This is a genomic window from Embleya hyalina, from assembly GCF_003967355.1.
GTDB classification, from domain to species: Bacteria; Actinomycetota; Actinomycetes; order Streptomycetales; family Streptomycetaceae; genus Embleya; species Embleya hyalina.
On the sequence record NZ_BIFH01000046.1, the window covers coordinates 66665 to 86665 of the forward strand.

General features: G+C 69.9%; 14 protein-coding genes. 4 read left to right on the forward strand and 10 right to left on the reverse strand.

The annotated features are described in order from the left end of the window. The first annotated feature begins 89 nt into the window (after window positions 1–89). Window positions 90–1274 carry a signal recognition particle-docking protein FtsY gene (gene ftsY, locus EMA17_RS43950; protein WP_126642826.1) on the forward strand — a complete coding sequence of 395 codons (1185 nt, stop codon included), beginning with the start codon at window positions 90–92 and terminating at the stop codon, window positions 1272–1274. A gap of 380 nt (window positions 1275–1654) precedes the next feature. Here the strand turns inward: ftsY and EMA17_RS43955 are convergent, their stop codons facing one another. Beyond that, complete coding sequence (locus EMA17_RS43955; RefSeq protein WP_126642827.1) at window positions 1655–2347, reverse strand: bifunctional DNA primase/polymerase; 693 nt, start codon at window positions 2345–2347, stop codon at window positions 1655–1657. Window positions 2348–2637: 290 nt separating this feature from the next. On the opposite strand from EMA17_RS43955, the gene EMA17_RS43960 reads away from it, so the two are divergent. Beyond that, the gene (locus tag EMA17_RS43960) at window positions 2638–4143 is read left to right on the forward strand and encodes an NsdA family TPR-like regulatory protein (RefSeq protein ID WP_126642828.1); all 1506 of its coding nucleotides are present in this window, start codon (window positions 2638–2640) and stop codon (window positions 4141–4143) included. A gap of 56 nt (window positions 4144–4199) precedes the next feature. Here EMA17_RS43960 and EMA17_RS43965 read toward each other — a convergent pair whose 3' ends face one another. The 9 genes from EMA17_RS43965 to EMA17_RS44010 form a co-directional block, all read right to left on the reverse strand. Beyond that, entirely contained in the window at window positions 4200–5741 is a 1542-nt protein-coding gene (locus EMA17_RS43965; RefSeq protein ID WP_126642829.1) for an ABC transporter substrate-binding protein, read from the reverse strand. 355 nt (window positions 5742–6096) lie between these two features. Further along, entirely contained in the window at window positions 6097–7683 is a 1587-nt protein-coding gene (locus EMA17_RS43970) for an ABC transporter substrate-binding protein (RefSeq protein WP_126642830.1), read from the reverse strand. A 146-nt stretch (window positions 7684–7829) separates the two neighbouring features. Next, a complete protein-coding gene (locus EMA17_RS43975; RefSeq protein ID WP_126642831.1) occupies window positions 7830–9437 on the reverse strand; it encodes an ABC transporter substrate-binding protein in 1608 nt (535 codons plus the stop codon). Between the two features lie 206 nt (window positions 9438–9643). Beyond that, window positions 9644–11260: an ABC transporter substrate-binding protein gene (locus EMA17_RS43980; RefSeq protein WP_126642832.1), complete on the reverse strand. Its 1617-nt coding sequence runs from the start codon at window positions 11258–11260 to the stop codon at window positions 9644–9646. A gap of 339 nt (window positions 11261–11599) precedes the next feature. Beyond that, on the reverse strand, window positions 11600–13201 hold the full coding sequence (locus EMA17_RS43985) for an ABC transporter substrate-binding protein (protein ID WP_126642833.1): 1602 nt from the start codon (window positions 13199–13201) through the stop codon (window positions 11600–11602). A gap of 211 nt (window positions 13202–13412) precedes the next feature. Beyond that, window positions 13413–14555, reverse strand: a complete 1143-nt coding sequence (locus EMA17_RS43995) for an ABC transporter ATP-binding protein (RefSeq protein WP_246127286.1) — start codon at window positions 14553–14555, stop codon at window positions 13413–13415. Continuing rightward, window positions 14552–15634, reverse strand: coding sequence for an ABC transporter ATP-binding protein (locus EMA17_RS44000; RefSeq protein ID WP_126642869.1), 1083 nt, complete (start codon window positions 15632–15634; stop codon window positions 14552–14554). Before EMA17_RS44000 ends, EMA17_RS43995 begins: the two co-directional genes overlap by 4 nt. A gap of 129 nt (window positions 15635–15763) precedes the next feature. Beyond that, window positions 15764–16666 (reverse strand): ABC transporter permease, encoded by a 903-nt coding sequence (locus tag EMA17_RS44005; RefSeq protein WP_126642835.1) that lies wholly within the window; start codon window positions 16664–16666, stop codon window positions 15764–15766. After that, window positions 16663–17613, reverse strand: a complete 951-nt coding sequence (locus tag EMA17_RS44010) for an ABC transporter permease (RefSeq protein ID WP_126642836.1) — start codon at window positions 17611–17613, stop codon at window positions 16663–16665. Before EMA17_RS44010 ends, EMA17_RS44005 begins: the two co-directional genes overlap by 4 nt. 633 nt (window positions 17614–18246) lie before the next feature. Between EMA17_RS44010 and EMA17_RS44015 the strand changes: the two genes are divergently transcribed. Then, window positions 18247–19560 carry an ammonium transporter gene (locus EMA17_RS44015; RefSeq protein WP_126642837.1) on the forward strand — a complete coding sequence of 438 codons (1314 nt, stop codon included), beginning with the start codon at window positions 18247–18249 and terminating at the stop codon, window positions 19558–19560. Next, on the forward strand, window positions 19557–19895 hold the full coding sequence (locus EMA17_RS44020; RefSeq protein WP_078975244.1) for a P-II family nitrogen regulator: 339 nt from the start codon (window positions 19557–19559) through the stop codon (window positions 19893–19895). Before EMA17_RS44015 ends, EMA17_RS44020 begins: the two co-directional genes overlap by 4 nt. Window positions 19896–20001 lie beyond the last annotated feature (106 nt).

The following is a 20001-nucleotide window of genomic DNA, read 5'->3' on the forward strand; positions in this document are numbered from 1 at the left end:
CGGGTGATCACGCCGCCCGTCCGGCGCGGACCCGCCGGAGGCGGCCGGTCGCGGTTCGCCGCCGGGCGGTCTGGGAGACTGGAGGTCCTATGGAGACTGTGATCCTGATCGTCGTCATTGCCCTTGTCGTCCTCGGCGCCGCCGGCTGGTTCGTGGTCGGCTCGCGCCGCAAGGGCGTACCGTCGGCGCCGCCGCGCACGCCGGTCGAGCCGGGTGTCGGTGACGAGGCCGCGCCGAGTGTCGAGGCGCCGAGGCGTACCGTCGCCACGGTCGACCTGCCGGAGACCTCGGTGGTGGTGCCGGCCGAGCCGGAACCGGCGCCGCTGGAGATTCCCGACCCCACCGCCGGTCGGCTGGTCCGGCTGCGGGCCCGGCTGGCCCGTTCGCAGACCTCGTTGGGCAAGGGGCTGCTGGCCCTGCTCGCGCGCGAGCACCTGGACGAGGACACCTGGGAGGAGATCGAGGACACCCTGCTCACCGCCGACGTGGGCGTCGCGTCCACGCAGGAGCTCGTGGACCGGCTTCGTACGCGGGTGAAGGTGCTCGGTACCCGGACGCCGACCGACCTGCGGGCGCTGTTGCACGAGGAGCTGCTCACGCTGGTCGGGCCGGACCTGGACCGTACGCTGAAGACCGCCCGGCACACCGGGGAAGAGGCGGGCGACCGGCCGGCCGTGGTGCTGGTGGTGGGCGTCAACGGGACCGGCAAGACCACCACGACGGGCAAGCTGGCCCGGGTGCTGGTGGCCGACGGGCGCAGTGTGGTGCTGGGTGCGGCGGATACGTTCCGGGCGGCGGCGGCCGACCAGTTGCAGACGTGGGGCGAGCGGGTGGGCGCCCGTACCGTGCGGGGGCCGGAGGCCGGGGACCCGGCCAGCGTCGCGTTCGACGCGGTCAAGGAGGGCATCGCCGAGGGTGTGGACACGGTGCTCGTGGACACCGCCGGGCGGCTGCACACCAAGACCGGTCTGATGGACGAGCTGGGCAAGGTCAAGCGGGTGGTGGAGAAGCACGGGCCGGTGGACGAGGTGCTGCTGGTGCTGGATGCCACGACCGGGCAGAACGGGCTGGTCCAGGCTCGGGTGTTCGCGGAGGTGGTGGACATCACCGGCATCGTGCTCACGAAGCTGGACGGGACCGCCAAGGGGGGCATCGTGGTTTCGGTGCAGCGGGAGTTGGGCGTGCCGGTGAAGTTGATCGGGCTCGGGGAGGGGCCGGACGACCTGGCGCCGTTCGAGCCGTCGGCGTTCGTGGACGCGCTCATCGGGGAGTAGGAGCGGTTCGGCGCGGAGCGCGCGGGTCTTCGGACCGCGGTCGGGTTTCGCCGCGCCGGGTTTGTCCTCAGACGCCGGACGGGCTGACGGGGGTTTGGTGCTCCCGGTGCCGGGGGCTGCGGTTGGTGGTGGCCTCCGGCCCGGTGTCCTCAAGCGCCGGACGGGCTGGTGTGGCCGGTTGGGTTCCGGGGCCGGGCTGCGCCCTGGCTGTCCTCAAGCGCCGGACGGGCTGAGGGGGTTTGGTGCTCCCGGTGCCGGGGGCTGCGGTTGGTGGTGGCCTCCGGCCCGGTGTCCTCAGGCGCCGGACGGGCTGGTGTGGCCGGTTGGGTTTTGGGGTCGGGCTGCGGGTCTGTTGTCCTCGAGCGTCGGGTGGGCCGGGGTCAGGAGGCCAGCCACAGGCGTTGGCCTGTGGGGGAGGTGTCCTGGCGGTGGCAGGTGTAGGCGAGGGTGCCCAGGAGTAGGCGGGCCTCGGGGAGGGGTGGGGCGCCCGGGGACGGGGGGCGGATCCATTCGACCGGGCCCAGCATGCCCATGGGGGACGGTGGGGCGAAGACGTAGTCGCCCGCGCCGTGGCAGCGCAGGTCCAGCTCGGCGTCGTCCCAGCCCATTTGGTAGAGCAGGTGTGGGAGTTCGGCGGCGGCTCCGGGAGCGACCAGGAACGCCACCCGGCCGGTCGGGGTGGCCAGGACCGGACCCAGCGGGGCGCCCATGCGTTCCAGGCGCACCAGCGCCCGCGCGCCCGCCGCGCGCGGCACGCTGATCGCGTCGAAGACCCGACCCGTGGGGACCACCACGGTGCTGTCCGGCCATCGCGACCACAGATGCCGCACCGCCGCCGGCGACGCGGTGGCCCGTTCGGACCAGCGCGGGTCGGCCGGGTGCATGCCCGGCGCGGCACACGTACCGCGGCCGCACGAACAGTGGGTGCCGCGTCCGTCGCGGACCAGATGCGCACCCTGGGCCACCGGCCAGCCGCGTTCCTCCGCGAACTCGGCCACGGCCTGCCACAGTGCGGCCCGCGTGCGCCGGCGCGATCCGAGCATGATGTCCATGTCCTCCCCAACGGCACTCATTACTTTTGGTTACGCTGTGATCGCACAAGGTCACCTCGACGATCGTGGTGTCCGCGCGATATGAACGGCGGCACGGGCAGCCGTCGGTGACACCGCGTCGCCGATCAGTCAAACGTGGCCTCCCCCGTAGCGCGTCCCGGGCGCGTGGGGTGGCGAAGCGTGGCGTTTGCGGTATCGATCGACACCTGCACGCGAGTCGGAATACGTTCGGCGAACGGGCCTGAGCGTACGGTTTCCCATCGGGGCCCGACGCCTGACCGGCCGGACCGCTGAGGGCAGGGGGCGATGCGGTGGCGACGACGCGAGGGCGGGACGGCGGGTGCGCCGACGAACCCGAGCCGGACGGCGGGCGGCAGCCCAACGATCGGCTCTCGGCCTGGTTCGCGCGCAGCGGCTGGTCGAAGGGCGAACTGGCGCGCCAGGTGAACCGCCACGCGCGGGCGATGTCCGCCCCGCACGTCAGCACCGACACCTCGCGGGTGCGCCGCTGGCTGGACGGCGAGCAGCCGCGCGAGCCGATACCGCGGATCCTGGCCGAGTTGTTCACCCGGCGTTTCGGCCGGGTGGTCAGCGTCGACGAACTCGGGCTGCGCGAGCCGGACGAGCCGCACGGCGACTTCGGCGTGGACCTGCCGTGGACCGTCGAGACGGTGGTGGACATCCTCGGCGAGTACACGCGCGGCGATCTGCTGCTCGGCCGCCAGGAGTTCGTCGGCCCCGCGCTGCGGCTCGCCGCGGGCCGGGACCTGGTCGAGCCGCTGCAACGCTGGTCGGCGCCGCCGGCCGGATCGCCCCCCGCGATGGCGCCGGGTCGCCCGGGAGGCGTGTCGGGCGCCGGGACGCGGCGCTTCGCGCGGTTGCCGGCCGGTGCGACCGAGCACCTGGACGAGACGGTCCGGCTGTTTCGGCGATGGGACATGCAGGGCGGCGGCGGACTGCGGCGCAAGGCGGTGATCGGGCAGCTCAACGGGCTCACCGACCTGCTGCGCGACGAACATCCGCCCGCCGTGCGCGCCCGGCTGTTCGGACTGACCGCCGAACTCGCGCTGCTGGCCGGGTGGATGTCCTACGACACCGGCTTGCAGCCGGGCGCGCAGAAGTACATGGTGCTCGCGCTGCACGCCGCGAAGGAGTGCGACGACGCGCCGTTCGGGGCCAATGTGCTCGGGGTGATGTCGCGGCAGATGATCCACTACGAACTGTCCGAGGACGCCCTGGAGTTGATCCATCTGGCGCAGTACGGCAGCCGGGACACGGGCGGTACCGCGCTCCAGGCGATGTTGTACGCGCTGGAGGGCCGGGCCTATGCCGCGCTCGGCGACGCGGATCGATGTCGGCGCGCCCTGGGGCTGGCCGAACAGGCGCTGGCCGACACCAGGGCGGAGTTCGAGCCGGACTGGATCCGCTACTTCGACCGGGCCGAACTGCTCGCCGAGAGCGGTCACGCGTTCCGGGATCTCGCCTACACCAGGCCGGTGTTCGTGGCCCCGGCGAAGGAGCGGCTGGGCGAGGCGGTGCGGCTGCTCCTGGGCACCGGCGAGTACGTGCGCAGCCTGGCGCTCGCCCGAGTGGGGCTGGCCACCGTCTTCCTGATCGAGCGGAACCCGGGGGCCGCGGTGGAACAGGCGGCGGAGGCCCTGGAGATCGCCTTCCGGGTGCGCTCGGAGCGGCTGATCGTGCGGTTGCGGCGCACCGTCGAGGCCCTGGTCGGCGCCTTCCCGGCGGACGCGGCGGTGCGCGCGCTGGCCGCCCGGGTGGCGCGCGAGCTGCCCGAGGCGCCGTTTCCCACCGCGTGACGCGCGTCGGCCCCTCCCGGGAACGGAAGGGGCCGACGCGCGCGAGGGTCGTGCGACTACTTGAACCCGATGCGGTCCATGAAGAAGACGCCGGTGTTGAACTGCACGACGCCGGTGACCTTCTTGTTGGAGATCGCCGCGATCGAGGACTCCGCATAGGTCCACGCCGGCAGGTCGGCGACCATCGCCTTGCTCAGGTCCGAGGCGGCCTTCTTGCGCACCGCCGGGTCGGTGGAGTTGCGGCCGGCCAGCAGCGCGCCGTCGACCACATCGCTCTTCCAACCGACGAAGTTGGTCGGGCTCTTGGAGAACCAGTTGTTGAACGTGACCGGTTCCGGGTCGGCCAGCCACTGCTGGAAGAGCATCGCCTGGAAGTCCTTGCGGAACGCGTACTTCTCGACGTACGCGCCGATCTCCAGCGGCTCCAGCTTCATCGACACGTTCTTGTAGTCGGCCAGCTGGGTCTGCATCCACTCGGCGACCTTGACCGACGACGGGTTCTGCGGCAGCAGGTAGGTGAACTCGACCTTCTTGCCCTCCCGTTCCAGCTCGTCGAAGAGCTGCTTGGCCTTGGCCTTGTCCGGTGCGGCCTGCACCGCGGCCGGGTCGTAGAACGGCGACTTCTGGGCGAAGAAGCCCTTCGCCGGCACGTAGCCGTTGGCGAGCGTCCTGGGGATGCCGGCCGGGTCCAGGGCCAGCGTGATCGCCTGGCGGGCCCGCAGGTCGTCGAACGGCGGCCGGGTCATGTTGAACTGGATCATCTGGCCGCCGTCCACCGAGCGCTGGACGACGCCGATCTCCTTCTCCGCCTGCGCGATGGTGGCGTTGTCGGAGCTGACGAACACGTCGGCGCCACCGCTGTTGACGGTGTTGTACTGCTGCTTGATGTCCGGCACGTTCTTGATGGTCAGCTTGTCCAGCTTGGGCAGACCCTTGTCCTTCTGCCAGTACCGGTCGTTCTTGACGAAGACCTGCTGGCTGCCGCGCGTCCAGCTCTCCAGCTTGAACGGCCCCGCGCCCACGGGCCGGTTGCGGTACTCGTCCGGACCCTTGGCCAGCGAGGCGGGCGAGGCGATGTAGGTCAGGTCGATCGCGATCGCCCGGTCGAGGTTGGCGTTCGGCATGCCGAGCGGGGTGATCTCGACGGTGGTCGGGTCCACCACCTTGGTGGTCAGCCCGGCGGCGATCTGGCGGTGCAGCGACTGCACGTCGGCCTTGGCGTGCATGTCCCAGTTGACCTTGACCGCCTCGGCGTTCAGCGGTGTGCCGTCGGAGAACACGACCCCGGGACGGAGCTTGAGCAGCCACGTCTTGCCGTTGTCCGAGGTGGTCAGGGCCTCGCCCAGGTGCGGCTTGACCGAGTTGTCCTTGTCTATGTAGAACAGCGGGTCGTACAGCGCCGCCAGGCGCGGCTCGTCCGCCACCGCGACCGAGGAGGCCTTGAACGGGTCGAGCGAGGCGGAGTCCTGGACGGCCAGCATGGTCATGCTGCCGCCGGACTTGGCCTCGCCCTGGACCGCGGACTGATTGCCGCCCGAGGACTTCGAGTCGTCCGAACCGCCACACGCGGTGGCCGTGATGCCGAGAGCCAGCGTCATCGAGACCAGAGCAGTGCGACGTGCGGTCGTGCGTCGTGCAGACAACGTTCTTGCCACCTCCGCCGGGGAACAACACAAGTGGTGCCGGGAGCCTTGAGCGTGGAGCGTGGAGCGGGGACTGCCGAATCGGTACTGCGTGCGGCACACCGTAGATCCACTCGGCGCAACATGCACGACCTGTACGCCGATCTGTTACATCGTTACAGGCAGTTGTCGACTCGTGTCGGAACCTCGCCCCGCACGGCCCCGGGGAACCGGCCGGGAAGCCCGTTCGCGATGTGCGAACGAGCCTCCCGGACACCGTCGGTGACGATGCGTCGGATCCGGCCGGGGACGATCCGGCGCGAGGGATCGGCTACTTCAGCCCGACCCGATCCATCAGCATGCCACCGTCCTGAACGCCGACCACACCCACGGCCCGGGGGCCGGAGATGATGTTGGTGACCGCCTCCTGGTAGGCGAGCATCGGCAGATCCTTGACCAGCGCCTTCTGCAGATCCGCGTAGGCGGCCTTGCGCACCGTCTCGTCGGTGGTGGAGCGGCCCTTGATCAGCGCCGCGTCCGCCTCGGGGCTCTTGTAGCCGGTGAAGTTCAGCGGAGTCTGCGAGAACAGGCTGTTGAACAGGATCGGTTCCGGGTCGCTGGACCAGATCTGGTACAGCGCCGCGGTGTAGTTCTTCTGCACCGTCAGTCGCAGGTAGTAACTGCCGACCTCGGCCTTGTCGAGCTTGACCTCGACGTTCTTGAAGGCGTTCAGCGCCGTCATGGTGTACTCGGAGGTCGCGTTGGAGGTCGGGTTCTCCGGGACCAGGTAGCTGAACTTGACCGGCTTGCCCTCACCCGCCAACTCGTCGAAGAGCTTCTGCGCCTCGGCCTTGTTCGGGCTCGGCTGCACGGCGGTGGGGTCGGTGAAGTTCTTGCCGCTGTGGAAGATGCTCTTGGCCGGGGTCGCCGTGCCCGCGAACATCTTCTGGTTCAGGTCGGCCGGGTCGAGCGCGAGCGCGACCGCGCGCCGGGCGCGCGGGTCGTCGAACGGCGCCTGCGAGGTGTTGAACACGATCATCTGGCCGCCGTCGAGGGTGAACGGCGTGACGCCCAGGCCGGCCTCCTGGGCGGCCTTGGTCTTTTGCGCGTCGATCGTGAAGGTGATGTCGGCGCCGCCGGCCTTGATCGTGTCGACCTGCTGCTTGACGTCGTTGACCACCTTGATGGTCAGCGTGTCCAGATACGGTTTGTCCGCGCCCTGCCAATAGTTGGGGTTCTTCTCGAACACCATCTGGCTGTCCCGGTTCCAGGTCTTGAGGATGAACGGCCCCGCGCCGACCGGCCGTTCGCCCTTCGGGTCGATCCCGTACTGCTTGGGCGACTCGATGTAGGACAACTCCGTGGCCACGGTGCGGTCGAAGTTGGCGTTCGGCATCGGCAGGGTGACCTTGAGCGTCAGCGGGTCGGCTACCTCCAACCCCAGGCCCGACGCGGCCGGGCGGTGCTGGCTGAGCACCTCCGGCTTGGCGTGCATCTCCCAGTTGAACTTGACCGCCGCGGCGTCCAGCGGGGTGCCGTCGCTGAACTTGACGTTCGGCTTGACCTTGAGCACCCAGGTCTTGCCGCCGTCGTCGCTCTTCAGGCTCTCGCCGATCTGCGGGACGACCTTGTTCTGCGTGTTGTCCACGTAGAACAGCGCGTCGTAGACCGCGAGCATGCGGTTGAGGTCGGTGACCGCCGCGTAGGACGCGTTGAACGGCGTCATGCTGCGGGCGTCGGACACGGTCAGCAGGGTGAGGTTGCCACCCTTCTTCGCGCCCGCCGAGGCGTTCGGGTCCGCCTTTCCGCCCGCGGCGTCGTCACCGCCGCCGCACGCGGCGAGGGTCAGGGCCAGGACCGAGGCGCCGGCGAGGACCGCCGCGCGCCGTCGTGCGATGGTGCCGTGGTGCTTGCTCATGTGACTCCTCCGTTGTCACAAGGCACACCGGTCCCCGTTCGGACCGGATGTGGTGGTGCGGTGGTGCACGGCCGGGCGGTGCCCGCGGCGCCCGTGACGCGGCGTCGTGGCGGCCGCCCGGCCGGGTCTGTGGGGTCAGCCGTCCATCAGCGCCGCCCGATGGCGTCGAAGTGGATCAGCCCGTCGTTGTACAGCTGGATCCCGACCACGTCGGAGCGGTGGACCGCGCCGATCACCGCCGACGAGTAGACCCAGAACGGCAGATCACGATTGACCTGGTTCTGCAGCCGGGTGTAGGCGTCGCGTCGCGAGGCGGCGTCGGTGGAGCGTCGACCGTCCTCGAGGGCGGCGTCCACGATGTCGTTGGCATAGCCGGTGATATTGCTCAACCCGGCCTTGCTGTACAGGAACTGATAGATCGTCGGTTCCACGTCGTCGGCCCACAACTGGCACACCGTGGCGTCGAAGTCGTTGCCGGCCAGCCGGGTCACCAGCGAGGCCATGTCGGTGACCTCGACGATCACGGTCACGCCCGGATAGCCCTCCAGGGTCTGCCGGATGTATTCGGCGGTGTCCCGCATCTTGCCCGCGTCGGGCACCAGATAGCGGAAGACGAACGGCTTCTTGCCGTTCGCGGTGATCTGCGCGAACAGCGCCCTGGCCTCCTCCGGTCGGTTCTCCGGCGCGGCCAGGTTGACGTTCGCCAGCGGCGAGGAGGCGTCGAAGATGCCCCGCGCCGAGTCGTCCCGGCCGCCGTAGAAGCGCCGGTTGATCTCCGTACTGCTCAGCGCGAGCGCGACCGCCCGGCGGGCGTTCGGGTCCTGGAAGGGGCCCTTGCGCACGTTGAAGGCGACCATCAGGCCGCCGTTGAGCCGGGCGTCCTCGACGACGAGGCCGTCCGCGCGGGCCTGGGCGATGCTCTGCGGATCGGTGCTCAGCGTGAGGTCGGCCCGCTTCGCGCGGATCGTCTTGTTGCCCGACTCCGAGTCCTTGTCGACCCGGAAGACCACCTCGTCCAGATAGGGGCGATTGTGTTGCCAGTACTGGGGGTTGCGCTCCAGGCGCAGCTCCTTGCCCGGCTCCCAGCTCTTGAGCTTGAACGGGCCCGCGCCGACCGGCGCGTGCTTGAGCTCGAAGCGACCCTCCGGGGTGGCGGCCAGCCGCCGGGGCGCCACGAACGACAGGTTGCGGGCAACCGTGTGGTCGAAGTTCGCGTTGGGAGACGGGAGTTCGATCCTCAGTTGGAGCGCCGACACCTCGGTCAACTGCACCTTCTGCAGCGGACCGCCGACCAGCGAACGCACCGAAGGATCGCGATGCGCCTCCCAGTTGGCCTTCACCGTGCCGGCGTCGAGCAGGCTGCCGTCGGTGAAGCGCACGTCCGGGCGCAGGGTCAGCGTCCAGATCCGGGAGGTCTGGTCCGACACCAGCGACTCGGCCAGCTTCGGACGCACCCCGCCGGTGGTCGGATCGGTCCACACGAGGACGTCGTACAGCGCGGAGAGTCGGTTCGAGTCCGCGACGCTGGAGTAGGACGCGGTGAACGGATCGAGTCCGCGTTCCTCCCCCGGCATCAGGATCGTCACCGAACCGCCGTGCGGGGGCTCGCCGGACGAGCCCTTGGAGTCGGGAGAGTCCAGCCCGCAGCCCGCCGTGGCCAACACCGTCGCCGCCGCGAGCGCGAGGGCGAGCGAGAGCAGGCGGCGTGGGCCGCGGCGTCCTGGTGGTAAGGGTGTCTTCTTATCGGGTACCACTGCCGGCCTACCTACCTATCACTGTGGGGTTCGAACGTGCGTCGTGCGTCGGTGCAGTCGTGCAGTCGTTCCAAAAGTGCGGTAGCGCTGTGGTGCGGATCGGCGGAGGGATCGGGCCCGTCCGCGGTTCGGGGGAGGGACGGACCCGGATGCGCCGGAGGCGTCCCGCCCGGATTCACGGATTCCGGGCGGGACGGGGTGGACGACTAGCCGGTGGTTCCGATCCGGTCCCACAGGACGATGCCGTCGTTCATCAGCTGGACGCCGGTGATCCCGGGGGCGTAGATCGCGGCGGTGACCGCTTCCTGGTACACCCAGAACGGCATGTCCTTGTTCACCTGCAGCTGTACACGCGTGTACGCGTCGCGTCGGGCCGCGGGGTCGGTCGTCCTGCGCGCGTCCTCGAGCGCGGTGTCGACCGAGGCGTTCTCGTAACCGCTGTTGTTGGTCATGCTCTTGCCGTGCAGGAGATCGTAGATGCCCGGCTCCGGGTCGTCGATCCACTGCTGCCCGAGGGCGGCCTGCCACTCGGTGCTGCCGCCGCCGCGGACGGTCTTGACGTAGGTCGCGATGTCGACGACCTTGACCTCCATCTCGACACCGGCATACGTGCCGAGCACCTGCTTCATGTACTCCGCGACCCGGATCGAGGCCGGGGCCTGCGGCACCCAGTACGTGAACTTGATCGGCTTGGTGCCGTTCGCGGTGACGTCGTCGAAGAGTTCCTTCGCCCGCTGCTTGTCGTTCTCCGACGCGGCCAGCTGGATGTTGGCGACGGGGGAGGACGCCGCGAAGATGCCCTTGGCGGGGATGCCCTTGGCGCCGAAGAACTTCTGGTTGATCTCGGCGCCGCTGAACGCGAAGACGAACGCGCGGCGGGCGCGCAGGTCCTTGAACGGCGCGACGTTCATGTTGAACACGACCATCTGGCCGCCGTTGAGGCCGATCCGCAACACGCCGAGCTTCTTGTCCTCGCCCTGCGCGACGGCGAGGGGGTCCACCGCGACGGTGAGATCGGTCTTGCCGTCGTCGACCGCGGCCACCGAGTGGGTGACGTCCGTGTCGACGGTGATGGTCAGGCTGTCCAGGTGCGGCAGCCCCTTCTCGCGCTGCCAGTAGTCGGGGTTGCGGGTGAAGGTCTGCTTGACCCCGCGCTCCCAGGTCACCAGCTTGTAGGGGCCCGCGCCGACCGGCTTGTCGGCGATTCCGGTCGGGCTGGCCCGCAGCGCGGTGGGCGAGGCGATGAAGGCGAGCGAACGGGTCACCAGGTGGTCGAAGTTCGCGTTCTCGGAGATCAGTTTGACGTCGAGGGTGAGCGGGTCGGTGACGGTGAGCGAGAGGATGTTGCTCGCCGCGCCCCGCTGGAAGGAACCGACCTTGGGGTCCTTGTGTCGGTCCCAGTTGAAGCGGACCGCCTCGGCGTCCAGCACCGTGCCGTCGCTGAACTTCACGTTGGGCCGGAGCTTGAGTCGCCACGTGTCGGCTTTGGTGCCCAGGACGGCCAGCGACTCGGCGAGCTGCGGGCGCACGCTGCCGGTGGTGGGATCGGTCCACACCAGCGAGTCGTAGAGCGCGGACATCCGACTTCCGTCGGCGACGTTCACGTACGAGGTGGAGAACGGGTCCAGGCTCGTGGAGTCGCCCGGGAGGCTCATCGTGAGCGAGCCGCCCTGCTTGGGCGTGCCCGCGGCCGATGGTTTGGTGTCGTCGTCGTTCCCGCAGCCGGCGAGGGCGCCGGCCAGCGCGGTCGCCGCGATCAGCGCGACTATTCGGCGGCGGTTACGACACGAGGATCGAAGGGACAACAGGGAAGTACGAGTCACTGCAAGGCCAACCTTCACCTGACGGACCGTCCGGGCAACCGGGCCCGGGCGGCGGACGTGCTTGGTGCCGGGGGCGCCGGCCGACTCGGGGGGAGAGGGCGACGGTGCCCCGGGTGGAGCATGGTGGTGCGTCCGTGCGGTTGTGCTGTCGTGCGGTGGTACGGGGTCTACGGGGGTACTCGACGGTCTGCGACCCGGAGACGAGATGCGTGAAGGCCGGGAATCGAGGAATGATTCCCGGCCTCCACGAACCGACTGGTAAGGGCGCCGTCCCTTTCTACTGCCTTCCGGCGAACGGGTCCATCAAGATCGGGTCACCGTTGTACTTCTGATGACCAGTCAGCCCTTTTTGCCGAGCCGGTCGAACAGGAAGATGCCGTCGTTGCACAGCTGCACGCCGGTGACCCCGGAGTGGAACACGCCCGCGACCACCGCCTCCTGGTAGACCCACAGCGGCATGTCCCGGTCCAACTGCAGCTGGAGCTGGGTATAGGCGGCGCGCCGGCGGGAGGGGTCGGTGGTGTTGCGCGCGTCGTCGAGCGCGCGGTCCACCGCGTCGTCGCCGTAGAAGCAGCAGTTGCTCGGGCTGCCGCGGTGCAGGTACTGGTAGACCACCGGCTCCGGGTCGTCGGCGAGGAGCTGGCTGACCTTGACGTCGAACGCGTCGGCCAGATTCGATCGTTTGACGAACTCGGAGAGGTCGGCGGTCTCCACGTCGAGGGTGACGCCGGGGAACTTCTCCAGCGTCTCCTTCATGTACCGGCCGAGTTCGTCGATCGCGGCGCTCTTGGGCGCGATGAACTTGATCCGCATCGGCTTGGCGCCCTTGTCGGTCACCTTGGCGAACAGCTCGGCCGCCTGCTGCGGCTTGTTCTCCGGCGCCGACAACTGCGGATTGGCCAGCGCGGTGGCCTGGTTGAAGATGCCGCGGGCGGGGGTGCCGGCGCCGCCGAACACGCGCCGGTTGATCTCCTCGCTGCTCAGCGCCAGCACGATCGCGCGCCGCACGTCCGGGTTGGCGGTCGGGCCGCCGGAGGTGTCGAAGCTGAGCAACTGTCCGCCGGACAGCGCCAGGGACTCGACACCGACCCCGGCCGCGCGCGCGGCCTTGAGGGTGAACGCGTCGCTGACGTTGGCGACGTCCGCCTTGCCCTTCTTGACCCGGTCGACCGCCGCGGTGCCGCTCGACTCGTAGCGGAACGTGATGGAGTCCAGATACGGCTTGGCCGGACCCTGCCAGTAGGTCGGGTTCTTCACCAGGGTCAGGTGGTCGCCCTTGACCCAACCGCCCGGGGCCAACATGAACGGACCGGCGCCGACCGGGTGTTCGGCCAGCTTGTCGACGCCCTCGGCGATCGCCTTGGGCGAGGCGATGAAGGACAGGCTGCGCGCGACCAGGCGGTCGAAGTTGCCGTTCGGCTTGTCCAGGATGATCCGCAGCTCCAGCGCGTCCGCGCCGATCTGGCTCTTCATCCCCACGGTGGCGTCGCGCTGGCGGGAGTTGGTGGTGGGCACCGCGTGCGTGTCCCAGTTGATCTTGACGGCCGCGGCGTCGAAGACGATGCCGTCGGTGAACTTCAGATTGGGCCGCATGCGCAGGCTCCAGATCTTGTTCCCGCCGCCCTCCACCGGGGTCAGGCTCTCCGCCAACTGCGGCTGTACGGAGCCGGTGACCGGGTTCGTCCACAGCAGGCTGTCGTACAGCGCCGCCATCCGGTTGCCGTCGGCCTGCGCGGCGTAGGAGGGCAGGAAGGGGTCGAGGCTGCGCGCGTCGGAGGTGGCCAGGATGTCCAGCGAGCCGCCGGCCCGGGGCGTGCCCACCGCGCTGGGCGGCTCACCGGAGTCGGAGCCGCAGCCGGCCGCGGCCAGCAGGCCGATCACCGCGACGACGGCGGCGGCGCGGCGGCGGGCCCGAAGGGCGAAAGGTCGTGCGTGTGCCACAGAAAACGTCCTCAAGCGTGGAGCAGGCCGGCCGGAGGCCGGTCGCCGCGCGAACAGCGCGGTCAGCGCCGTGAGGCTATAGCTCGACACGTGTCGTATCGAGGGCGGGATGCCCGATTAGGACCCCGATCGACCGGCCCGGACACGGCCGTGTACGCACAGCGACGCGGTACGGCCGGTCGTGGGCCGTACCGCGTCGGACGACGGCGTGTCAGTCCTGCTTCGGGGCCTCGGACCCGGGCTCCGCGGCCGGTTCGGCGGCCGCGGCCTCCGCGCCGGCGGGCGCGGCTTCGGCCTCGGGCGCGCCGGCGGTCGCCTCGCCGGCGAACACCGCCGCCTCGCCCACCAGTGGGAAGTGACACGCGACCCGGTGTCCCGGCGCGATCTCGCGCAGCGTGGGCACATGCGCCGCGCACTCCGCCCGGGCGATCGGGCAGCGGGTGCGGAACCGGCACCCGCTGGGCGGGTTCATCGGCGAGGGGATCTCGCCGCCGAGCGCGGGACCGGAGGGGGCGGCCGCCGGGTCGGGCGCGGGCACCGCGTCCAGCAGGGCCCGGGTGTACGGGTGCGCCGGCGTGTCGTAGATCGCCGCGGTGTCCCCGGTCTCGGCGATGGTGCCCAGATACATCACCGCGACGTCGTCGCTGATGTTGCGCACCACGGCGAGGTCGTGCGCGACGAAGATCATCGACACGCCGGTGCGGTGCTTCATCTCGTCGAGCAGGTCCAGCACCTGCGCCTGTACGGACACGTCGAGCGATGCCACCGGCTCGTCGCAGATCAGCAGGTCGGGGTCGACGACCATGGCCCGGGCGATGGCGATCCGCTGGCACTGGCCGCCGGAGAACTGGTGCGGCCGGCGATCGGAGACCAGCTCCGGATCCAGCCCCACCTGGCGCAGCACCGCCTCCACGCGCGGGCGGATCTGTTCGGCTGGCAGGCCGGAGATGACCAGGCCCTCGGCGACGATGTCGAAGATCTTCCGGCGCGGGTTCAGCGCCGAGATGGGGTCCTGGAACACCATCTGGATGCGCCGGCGCATGGTGCGCAGGCCCGCCTTGGGCAGTGTGGTCAACTCCTGCCCGTCGAAGCGCACCGAGCCCTCGGACGGCTTGGTCAGCTGCAGGATCGCGCGCGCGAGGGTGGACTTGCCGCAGCCGGATTCGCCGACCAGGCCGAGGGTGCGGCCGCGGCCGAGTTCGAAGCTGACCCCGGCGACCGCGTTCATCATCCCGCCGGGCACCCGGAAACGCTGGACCAGGTCGGTGACCGTGAGCAGCGGGTCGGTACCCGTGGCGGCCGCGGGCTTGTCGTCGAGGGCGAGCGCGCCCGGCGCGGTGTCGTCGGCCGTCATGCGGGGGTCTCCTTCATCAGGGACGGCTTCTCGTCGGCGCCGTCGCCCGAGGCGGCGTCGGCGCCGGCCGGCGCGTCGGTGCCGACCGGGTGGTGGCAGGCGAACCGGTGCGTGCCCAGATCCTCGCCCAGTTCGGGGCGTTGCGCGCGGCACAGGTCGTCGGCCGCGCCGCAGCGGGCCGCGAACGCGCACCCGGAGGCGAGCGTGATCAGGTCGGGCGGGCTGCCCGGGATCGCGCGCGGCCGCTGCTCCCGCGGCACGTCCAGGCGCGGCACGGCGCCGAGCAGGGCCTCGGTGTAGCGGTGCCGGCGATGCGCGAACAGGTCGGCGGTGGGCGAGTGTTCGACCATGCGACCGGCGTACATCACGGCGATCTGGTCGGTGCGTCCGGCCACCACGCCCAGGTCGTGGCTGACCAGGATCATGCCCATGCCGCGCTCGGCCTGGATCTCCTGGAGCAGGTCGAGGATCTGCCGCTGCACGGTCACGTCCAGGGCGGTGGTGGCCTCGTCCGCGATCAGCACGTCGGGGTCGCAGGCGAGCGCCATCGCGATGGTCACCCGCTGACGCATGCCGCCGGAGAGCTGGTGCGGGTAGCTCCGCGAGCGCTTGAGGGGTTCGGGGATGCCGACCAGCGTGAGCAGTTCGATCGCCCGCTCGTTGGCCTCCTTCTTGCCCAGGCCCAGGTGCAGCCGCATCGACTCGGTGAGCTGGCGGTCGATCCGCAACACCGGGTTGAGCGAGGTCATCGGGTCCTGGAAGACCATCGCGATCCGGTTGCCCCAGATCGTGCGGGCCTCCTTGCGCGGCACCCCGACCAGTTCGCGTCCGTCCAGGCGCACGCTGCCCCGGATCCGGGCGATCGAGGGGCAGATGCCCATCAGCGAGCGCACCAGCATCGACTTGCCCGAGCCGGACTCGCCGACCAGGCCGAGGGTTTCGCCGCGTTCGATGGCGAAGGACACGCCGTCCACGGCCTTGAGCAGGCCGCGTGGGGTGTCCAGGTGCACCCGCAGGTCCTCGGCCCGCAGCAGGGGTTCGTCCGGCGTGGGCGAGCCGGTCGTGGTCGGCTCCGCCATGGTCACCACGCCACCTTCGTGCCGCGCGGCCGTTGGATCCCATTCATGAGAGCGGTCCCGTCTGTGTGATGGGGTCGAAGCAGGGCACCGGCGACGGCCGTTCGGGAGGGTCCGTCGCCGGTGCCGCGGCTACAGCTTGGTGTCGCGGACGTCGAACTTCGCGCGCAGCCGGTCGCCGATGACGTTGAGCGAGAAGACGGTCAGGAACAGCACGGCACAGGGCACGAACACCTGGGACGGATACAGCGACAGATCGTCCTTCGCGGAGTTGATCATGCCGCCCCAACTGGGCATCGGCGGCGGGATGCTGAGCCCGAGGAAGGACAGCGAGCCCTCCGCGACGATCAGCACGGCCATCACGATCACCGAGTAGGACATCACCGCGGGGAAGGTGTTGGGCAACAGTTCCTTGAAGATGATCCGGCCCGGGCCCGCGCCCATCGCCTTGGCCACCGTGACGTATTCGCGGTTGGACTGGGCGATCGCGCTCGCCTTGGTCAACCGGGTGAAGCCGGGGATGGTGAGCACGGCGAGGCCCGCGGTGATGCTGGTCTGCGACGGCTCGTACACCGAGGACAGCGCGAGCAGCAGGATCAGCGGCGGGAAGGCGAGCAGCGCGTCGGAGAACAGGTCGATGACCATCTCGGTGACGCCGCGGAAGTAGGCCGCGACCAGGCCGAGCAGGCCGCCGACGAGCACGCCGACCACGACCGACACCAGCGCGACGATCATCGACACGCGCGCGCCGAAGGCGAGCCGGGTCAGGTGGCTGCGGCCGAGGCCGTCGGTGCCGAGGAATTCCGGCCAACTGGAGAACGGTGCCTGCTTGGCCTCGCCGAACGCCTTGTCGTACCCGTGCGGGAAGACGTCGGAGGCGACCAGGCTGAGCAGCGCGCCGAGCAGTACGAGGGCCATCCACGCGATGGCGAACCAGAGCAGGAAGCTCGGCCGCTTGCGGGCCTTGCCGCTCTTGGCGGCGGCCGCCGTCGCGGGGGTCTCGCCGACGGCGGGGGCGGTTTCGAGTGTGCTCATCGGGCCCTCACTCTCGGGTCGATGAGGGAGTAGCCGATGTCCACGAGCGTATTGAGCAGCACGTAGATGAGCGCGATGACCACGACCGTGCCCTGCACGACGGGGATGTCCTTGCCGTTGATCGCCTGGTACATGCCCTGTCCCAGTCCGGGGATGGCGAAGTAGGACTCGACGATGACGGTACCGCCGATCAACCGGCCCAGGGTCAGCCCGGAGACGGTCAGCAGCGAGAACGACGAGGGCCGCAACGCGTGCCGGAAGAGCACGTACGGCGTGGACAGGCCCTTGGAGCGCGCGGTGAGGATGAAGTCCTCCTGCAGCGTGGCCAGCATGTCGCTGCGCAACAGGCGCTGGAACTGCGGGATCTCGGCGAGCGCGAGGGCCAGCGCGGGCAGGAACGCGAACTCGATGTTCTTGGCGAAGTCGACCGAGATGTACTCCCATCCGGTCGGCTTGAACGCGAGCATCATCTTCGGGTTGGCGAAGAAGTAGACGAGGATGAACACGCTCACGAAGGTGGGGATGGACAGCAGCCCGGAGGAGACGCCGCCGATCACGCGGTCCACCCGGCCGCCTGCCTTGGCGGCCGTCCACACGCCCAGCGGCACGGCCACGATCAGGGCCATGAGCAGGGCGAAGACGGCGAGTTCCAGGGTCACCGGGAAACGTTCGGCGATGCCGTCCATGACGGAGGTCCGGGTCTTCAGGGACTCCCCGAGGTCGCCGGTGAGCGCATTGCCCACCCAGGTCACGTATCGGACGGGCAGCGACTTGTCGTACCCGAACTCGTGCTCCAGGTCCTTGAGGTCCTGCGGCGTGGAACCGGGGCCGAGCATCTGGGCGACCGGTGAACCGTCCACCAGGTCGGGCAGGGCCGTGGTCGCGAACGTGACCAGGAACAGCACCGGAATCAGGGCCAGCAACTTGCGACCGAGCAGGCGCAACACGACGGTGTCACCCCCTCTCGCTGGTCTGGTCGGTTGACGAGGTCTGTTGAGCATTCCGTGCGGTGGTGCGGTCGCGCCGGCACGACGAGGCCCGGGTCGGCCGGATCACCGGTGGTGACACGTGCCTTGACGGGTCGTCAGTTAAGCGCGGTGATTAATTACGGCAGTGGGCGCGATCAATGTCAATGGATTCATCGCAACCGTTAGCGGGTCGAAAACGTCCGTCGCGAGCCGGCCGTCGGCACGTGTCGACCTGCGGGAACAAGGTGTGGAGAGCAGCTAACTGACGGTGCGTCAGATGTCGTCGACGGGCCGTGTGCGGGACGCGTTCCGCTCACCCCGCGGACATCCCTCGGACACTCCCGGCGACCGGCCGGGTCGGTCTCGGTGACCGGCTCGACGGCCGCGGGTGACCGTCCCGGATGCTCCCGGTGACCGCCCCGAACGCTCCCGGTGACCGGTGGGATCCGGCCGACCGGGGACGTGAGCGGACGTTCATCCGTCGGAAACACTCGTGCGGCAAGCGTCACGTCGGCGAAACACGGGGCGCCACGGCGTGAAACCTCACACCCCGAAGCTCCTTCCCATGAGCTCCCGGAGGTCGGCCGGGGCCACGGAGAAGAGAGGCAGAGTATGGACACGGGTAACACCGCATTCGTACTCCTGAGCGCCGCACTGGTGATGCTCATGACGCCCGGGCTGGCGTTCTTCTACGGCGGCATGGTCCGCGTGAAGAGCGTCCTGAACATGTTGATGATGAGCTTCATCTGCCTGGCTGTCGTGACGGTGCTGTGGGTGCTCTACGGGTTTTCGATGACGTTCTCCACGGACGCCTTCGGCGGCCTTGTGGGCGACCTGGACTGGTACGGCATGCGCGACATCGGGGTCGCGGAACTGTGGGACGGCTACACGATCCCGGTCACGGTGTTCGCGGCCTTCCAGCTGATGTTCGCGATCATCACCCCCGCGCTGATCAGCGGCGCCGTCGCGGACCGCACCAAGTTCACCGCCTGGGCCCTGTTCGTCGCGTTCTGGGTCACCCTGGTCTACTTCCCCGTCGCGCACTGGGTCTGGGCCGCGGACGGCTGGTTGTTCGAGAAGGGCGTGATCGACTTCGCCGGCGGCACCGCCGTGCACATCAACGCGGGTATCGCGGCACTGGCCCTGGTCCTGGTGATCGGCAAGCGGGTGGGCTTCAAGCGCGACCCGATGCGCCCGCACAACCTCCCGCTGGTGATGATCGGCGCCGGACTGCTGTGGTTCGGCTGGTTCGGCTTCAACGCCGGCTCCTGGCTGGCCGCCGACGGCGTCACCGGACGGGCCCTGATCAACACCCAGATCGCCACCGCCGCGGCCATGCTCGGCTGGCTGTTCCTGGAGAAGATCCGCGACGGACACCTGACCACCCTCGGCGCCGCCTCCGGCGCGGTGGCCGGCCTGGTCGCGATCACCCCCGCGTGCGGCGCGCTCAGCCCGCTCGGCTCGATCGCCCTGGGCCTGGTCGCGGGCGCGGTCTGCGCCTGGGCGGTGGGCCTGAAGTACCGGCTCGGCTACGACGATTCGCTCGACGTGGTCGGCGTGCACCTGGTCGGCGGCGTGATCGGCTCGCTCGCCCCCGGCCTGTTGGCCACCGGTCACGTCCAGAGCGACGCGAAGGGCCTGTTCTACGGTGGGGGCTTCGACCAGCTGGGCAAACAGCTGATCGGCGTCGGTGCCGTCCTCGGTTACTCCTTCGTGGTCACGTACATCCTGGGCACGGTCATTCACAAGACCATCGGCTTCCGGGTGTCCGAGGACGACGAGGTGGCCGGCATCGACCGGGTCGAGCACGCCGAGACCGGGTACGACTTCGCCGCTCTCGGCGGTTCCACCCGACCGACGGCGGGCATCGGCACCGCTACGGGCGCGGGTGCCGCGGCACCCGCCGACACGAAGGTGGACGCGTGAAGCTCATCACGGCGGTGATCAAGCCGCACCGGCTCGACGACGTCAAGAACGCCCTCCAGGCGTTCGGCGTGCACGGCCTCACCGTGACCGAGGCGAGCGGCTACGGCCGGCAGCGCGGCCACACCGAGGTCTACCGGGGCGCCGAGTACCAGGTCGACCTCGTGCCCAAGGTCCGCATCGAGGTGCTCGCCGACGACGAGGACGCCGAGGAACTGCTCGAAGTCCTGGTCAAGGCCGCCCGCACCGGCAAGATCGGCGACGGCAAGGCCTGGATCGTCCCCGTGGACAGCGTGGTCCGGGTCCGCACCGGCGAACGCGGCCCGGAAGCCCTGTAGGACCCGATGGCCGGACCCGCCCCGAAGCGCATCCTCGGGGACGGGTCCGGCCGTCGGCCTTTCGGGTCGAGCGCGCGGCGCGCGTCGATGCCCGTGAACGAGGGAG

Coding starts and splice junctions, on each gene's coding strand:
- EMA17_RS44015 (WP_126642837.1), top strand. CDS start 18,247: ATGGACACGGGTAACACCGCATTCGTACTCCTGAGCGCCGCACTGGTG.
- EMA17_RS44005 (WP_126642835.1), bottom strand. CDS start 16,666: ATGAGCACACTCGAAACCGCCCCCGCCGTCGGCGAGACCCCCGCGACG.
- EMA17_RS43955 (WP_126642827.1), bottom strand. CDS start 2,347: ATGAGTGCCGTTGGGGAGGACATGGACATCATGCTCGGATCGCGCCGG.
- EMA17_RS43995 (WP_246127286.1), bottom strand. CDS start 14,555: ATGACGGCCGACGACACCGCGCCGGGCGCGCTCGCCCTCGACGACAAG.
- ftsY (WP_126642826.1), top strand. CDS start 90: ATGGAGACTGTGATCCTGATCGTCGTCATTGCCCTTGTCGTCCTCGGC.
- EMA17_RS43970 (WP_126642830.1), bottom strand. CDS start 7,683: ATGAGCAAGCACCACGGCACCATCGCACGACGGCGCGCGGCGGTCCTC.
- EMA17_RS44000 (WP_126642869.1), bottom strand. CDS start 15,634: ATGGCGGAGCCGACCACGACCGGCTCGCCCACGCCGGACGAACCCCTG.
- EMA17_RS43965 (WP_126642829.1), bottom strand. CDS start 5,741: ATGACGCTGGCTCTCGGCATCACGGCCACCGCGTGTGGCGGTTCGGAC.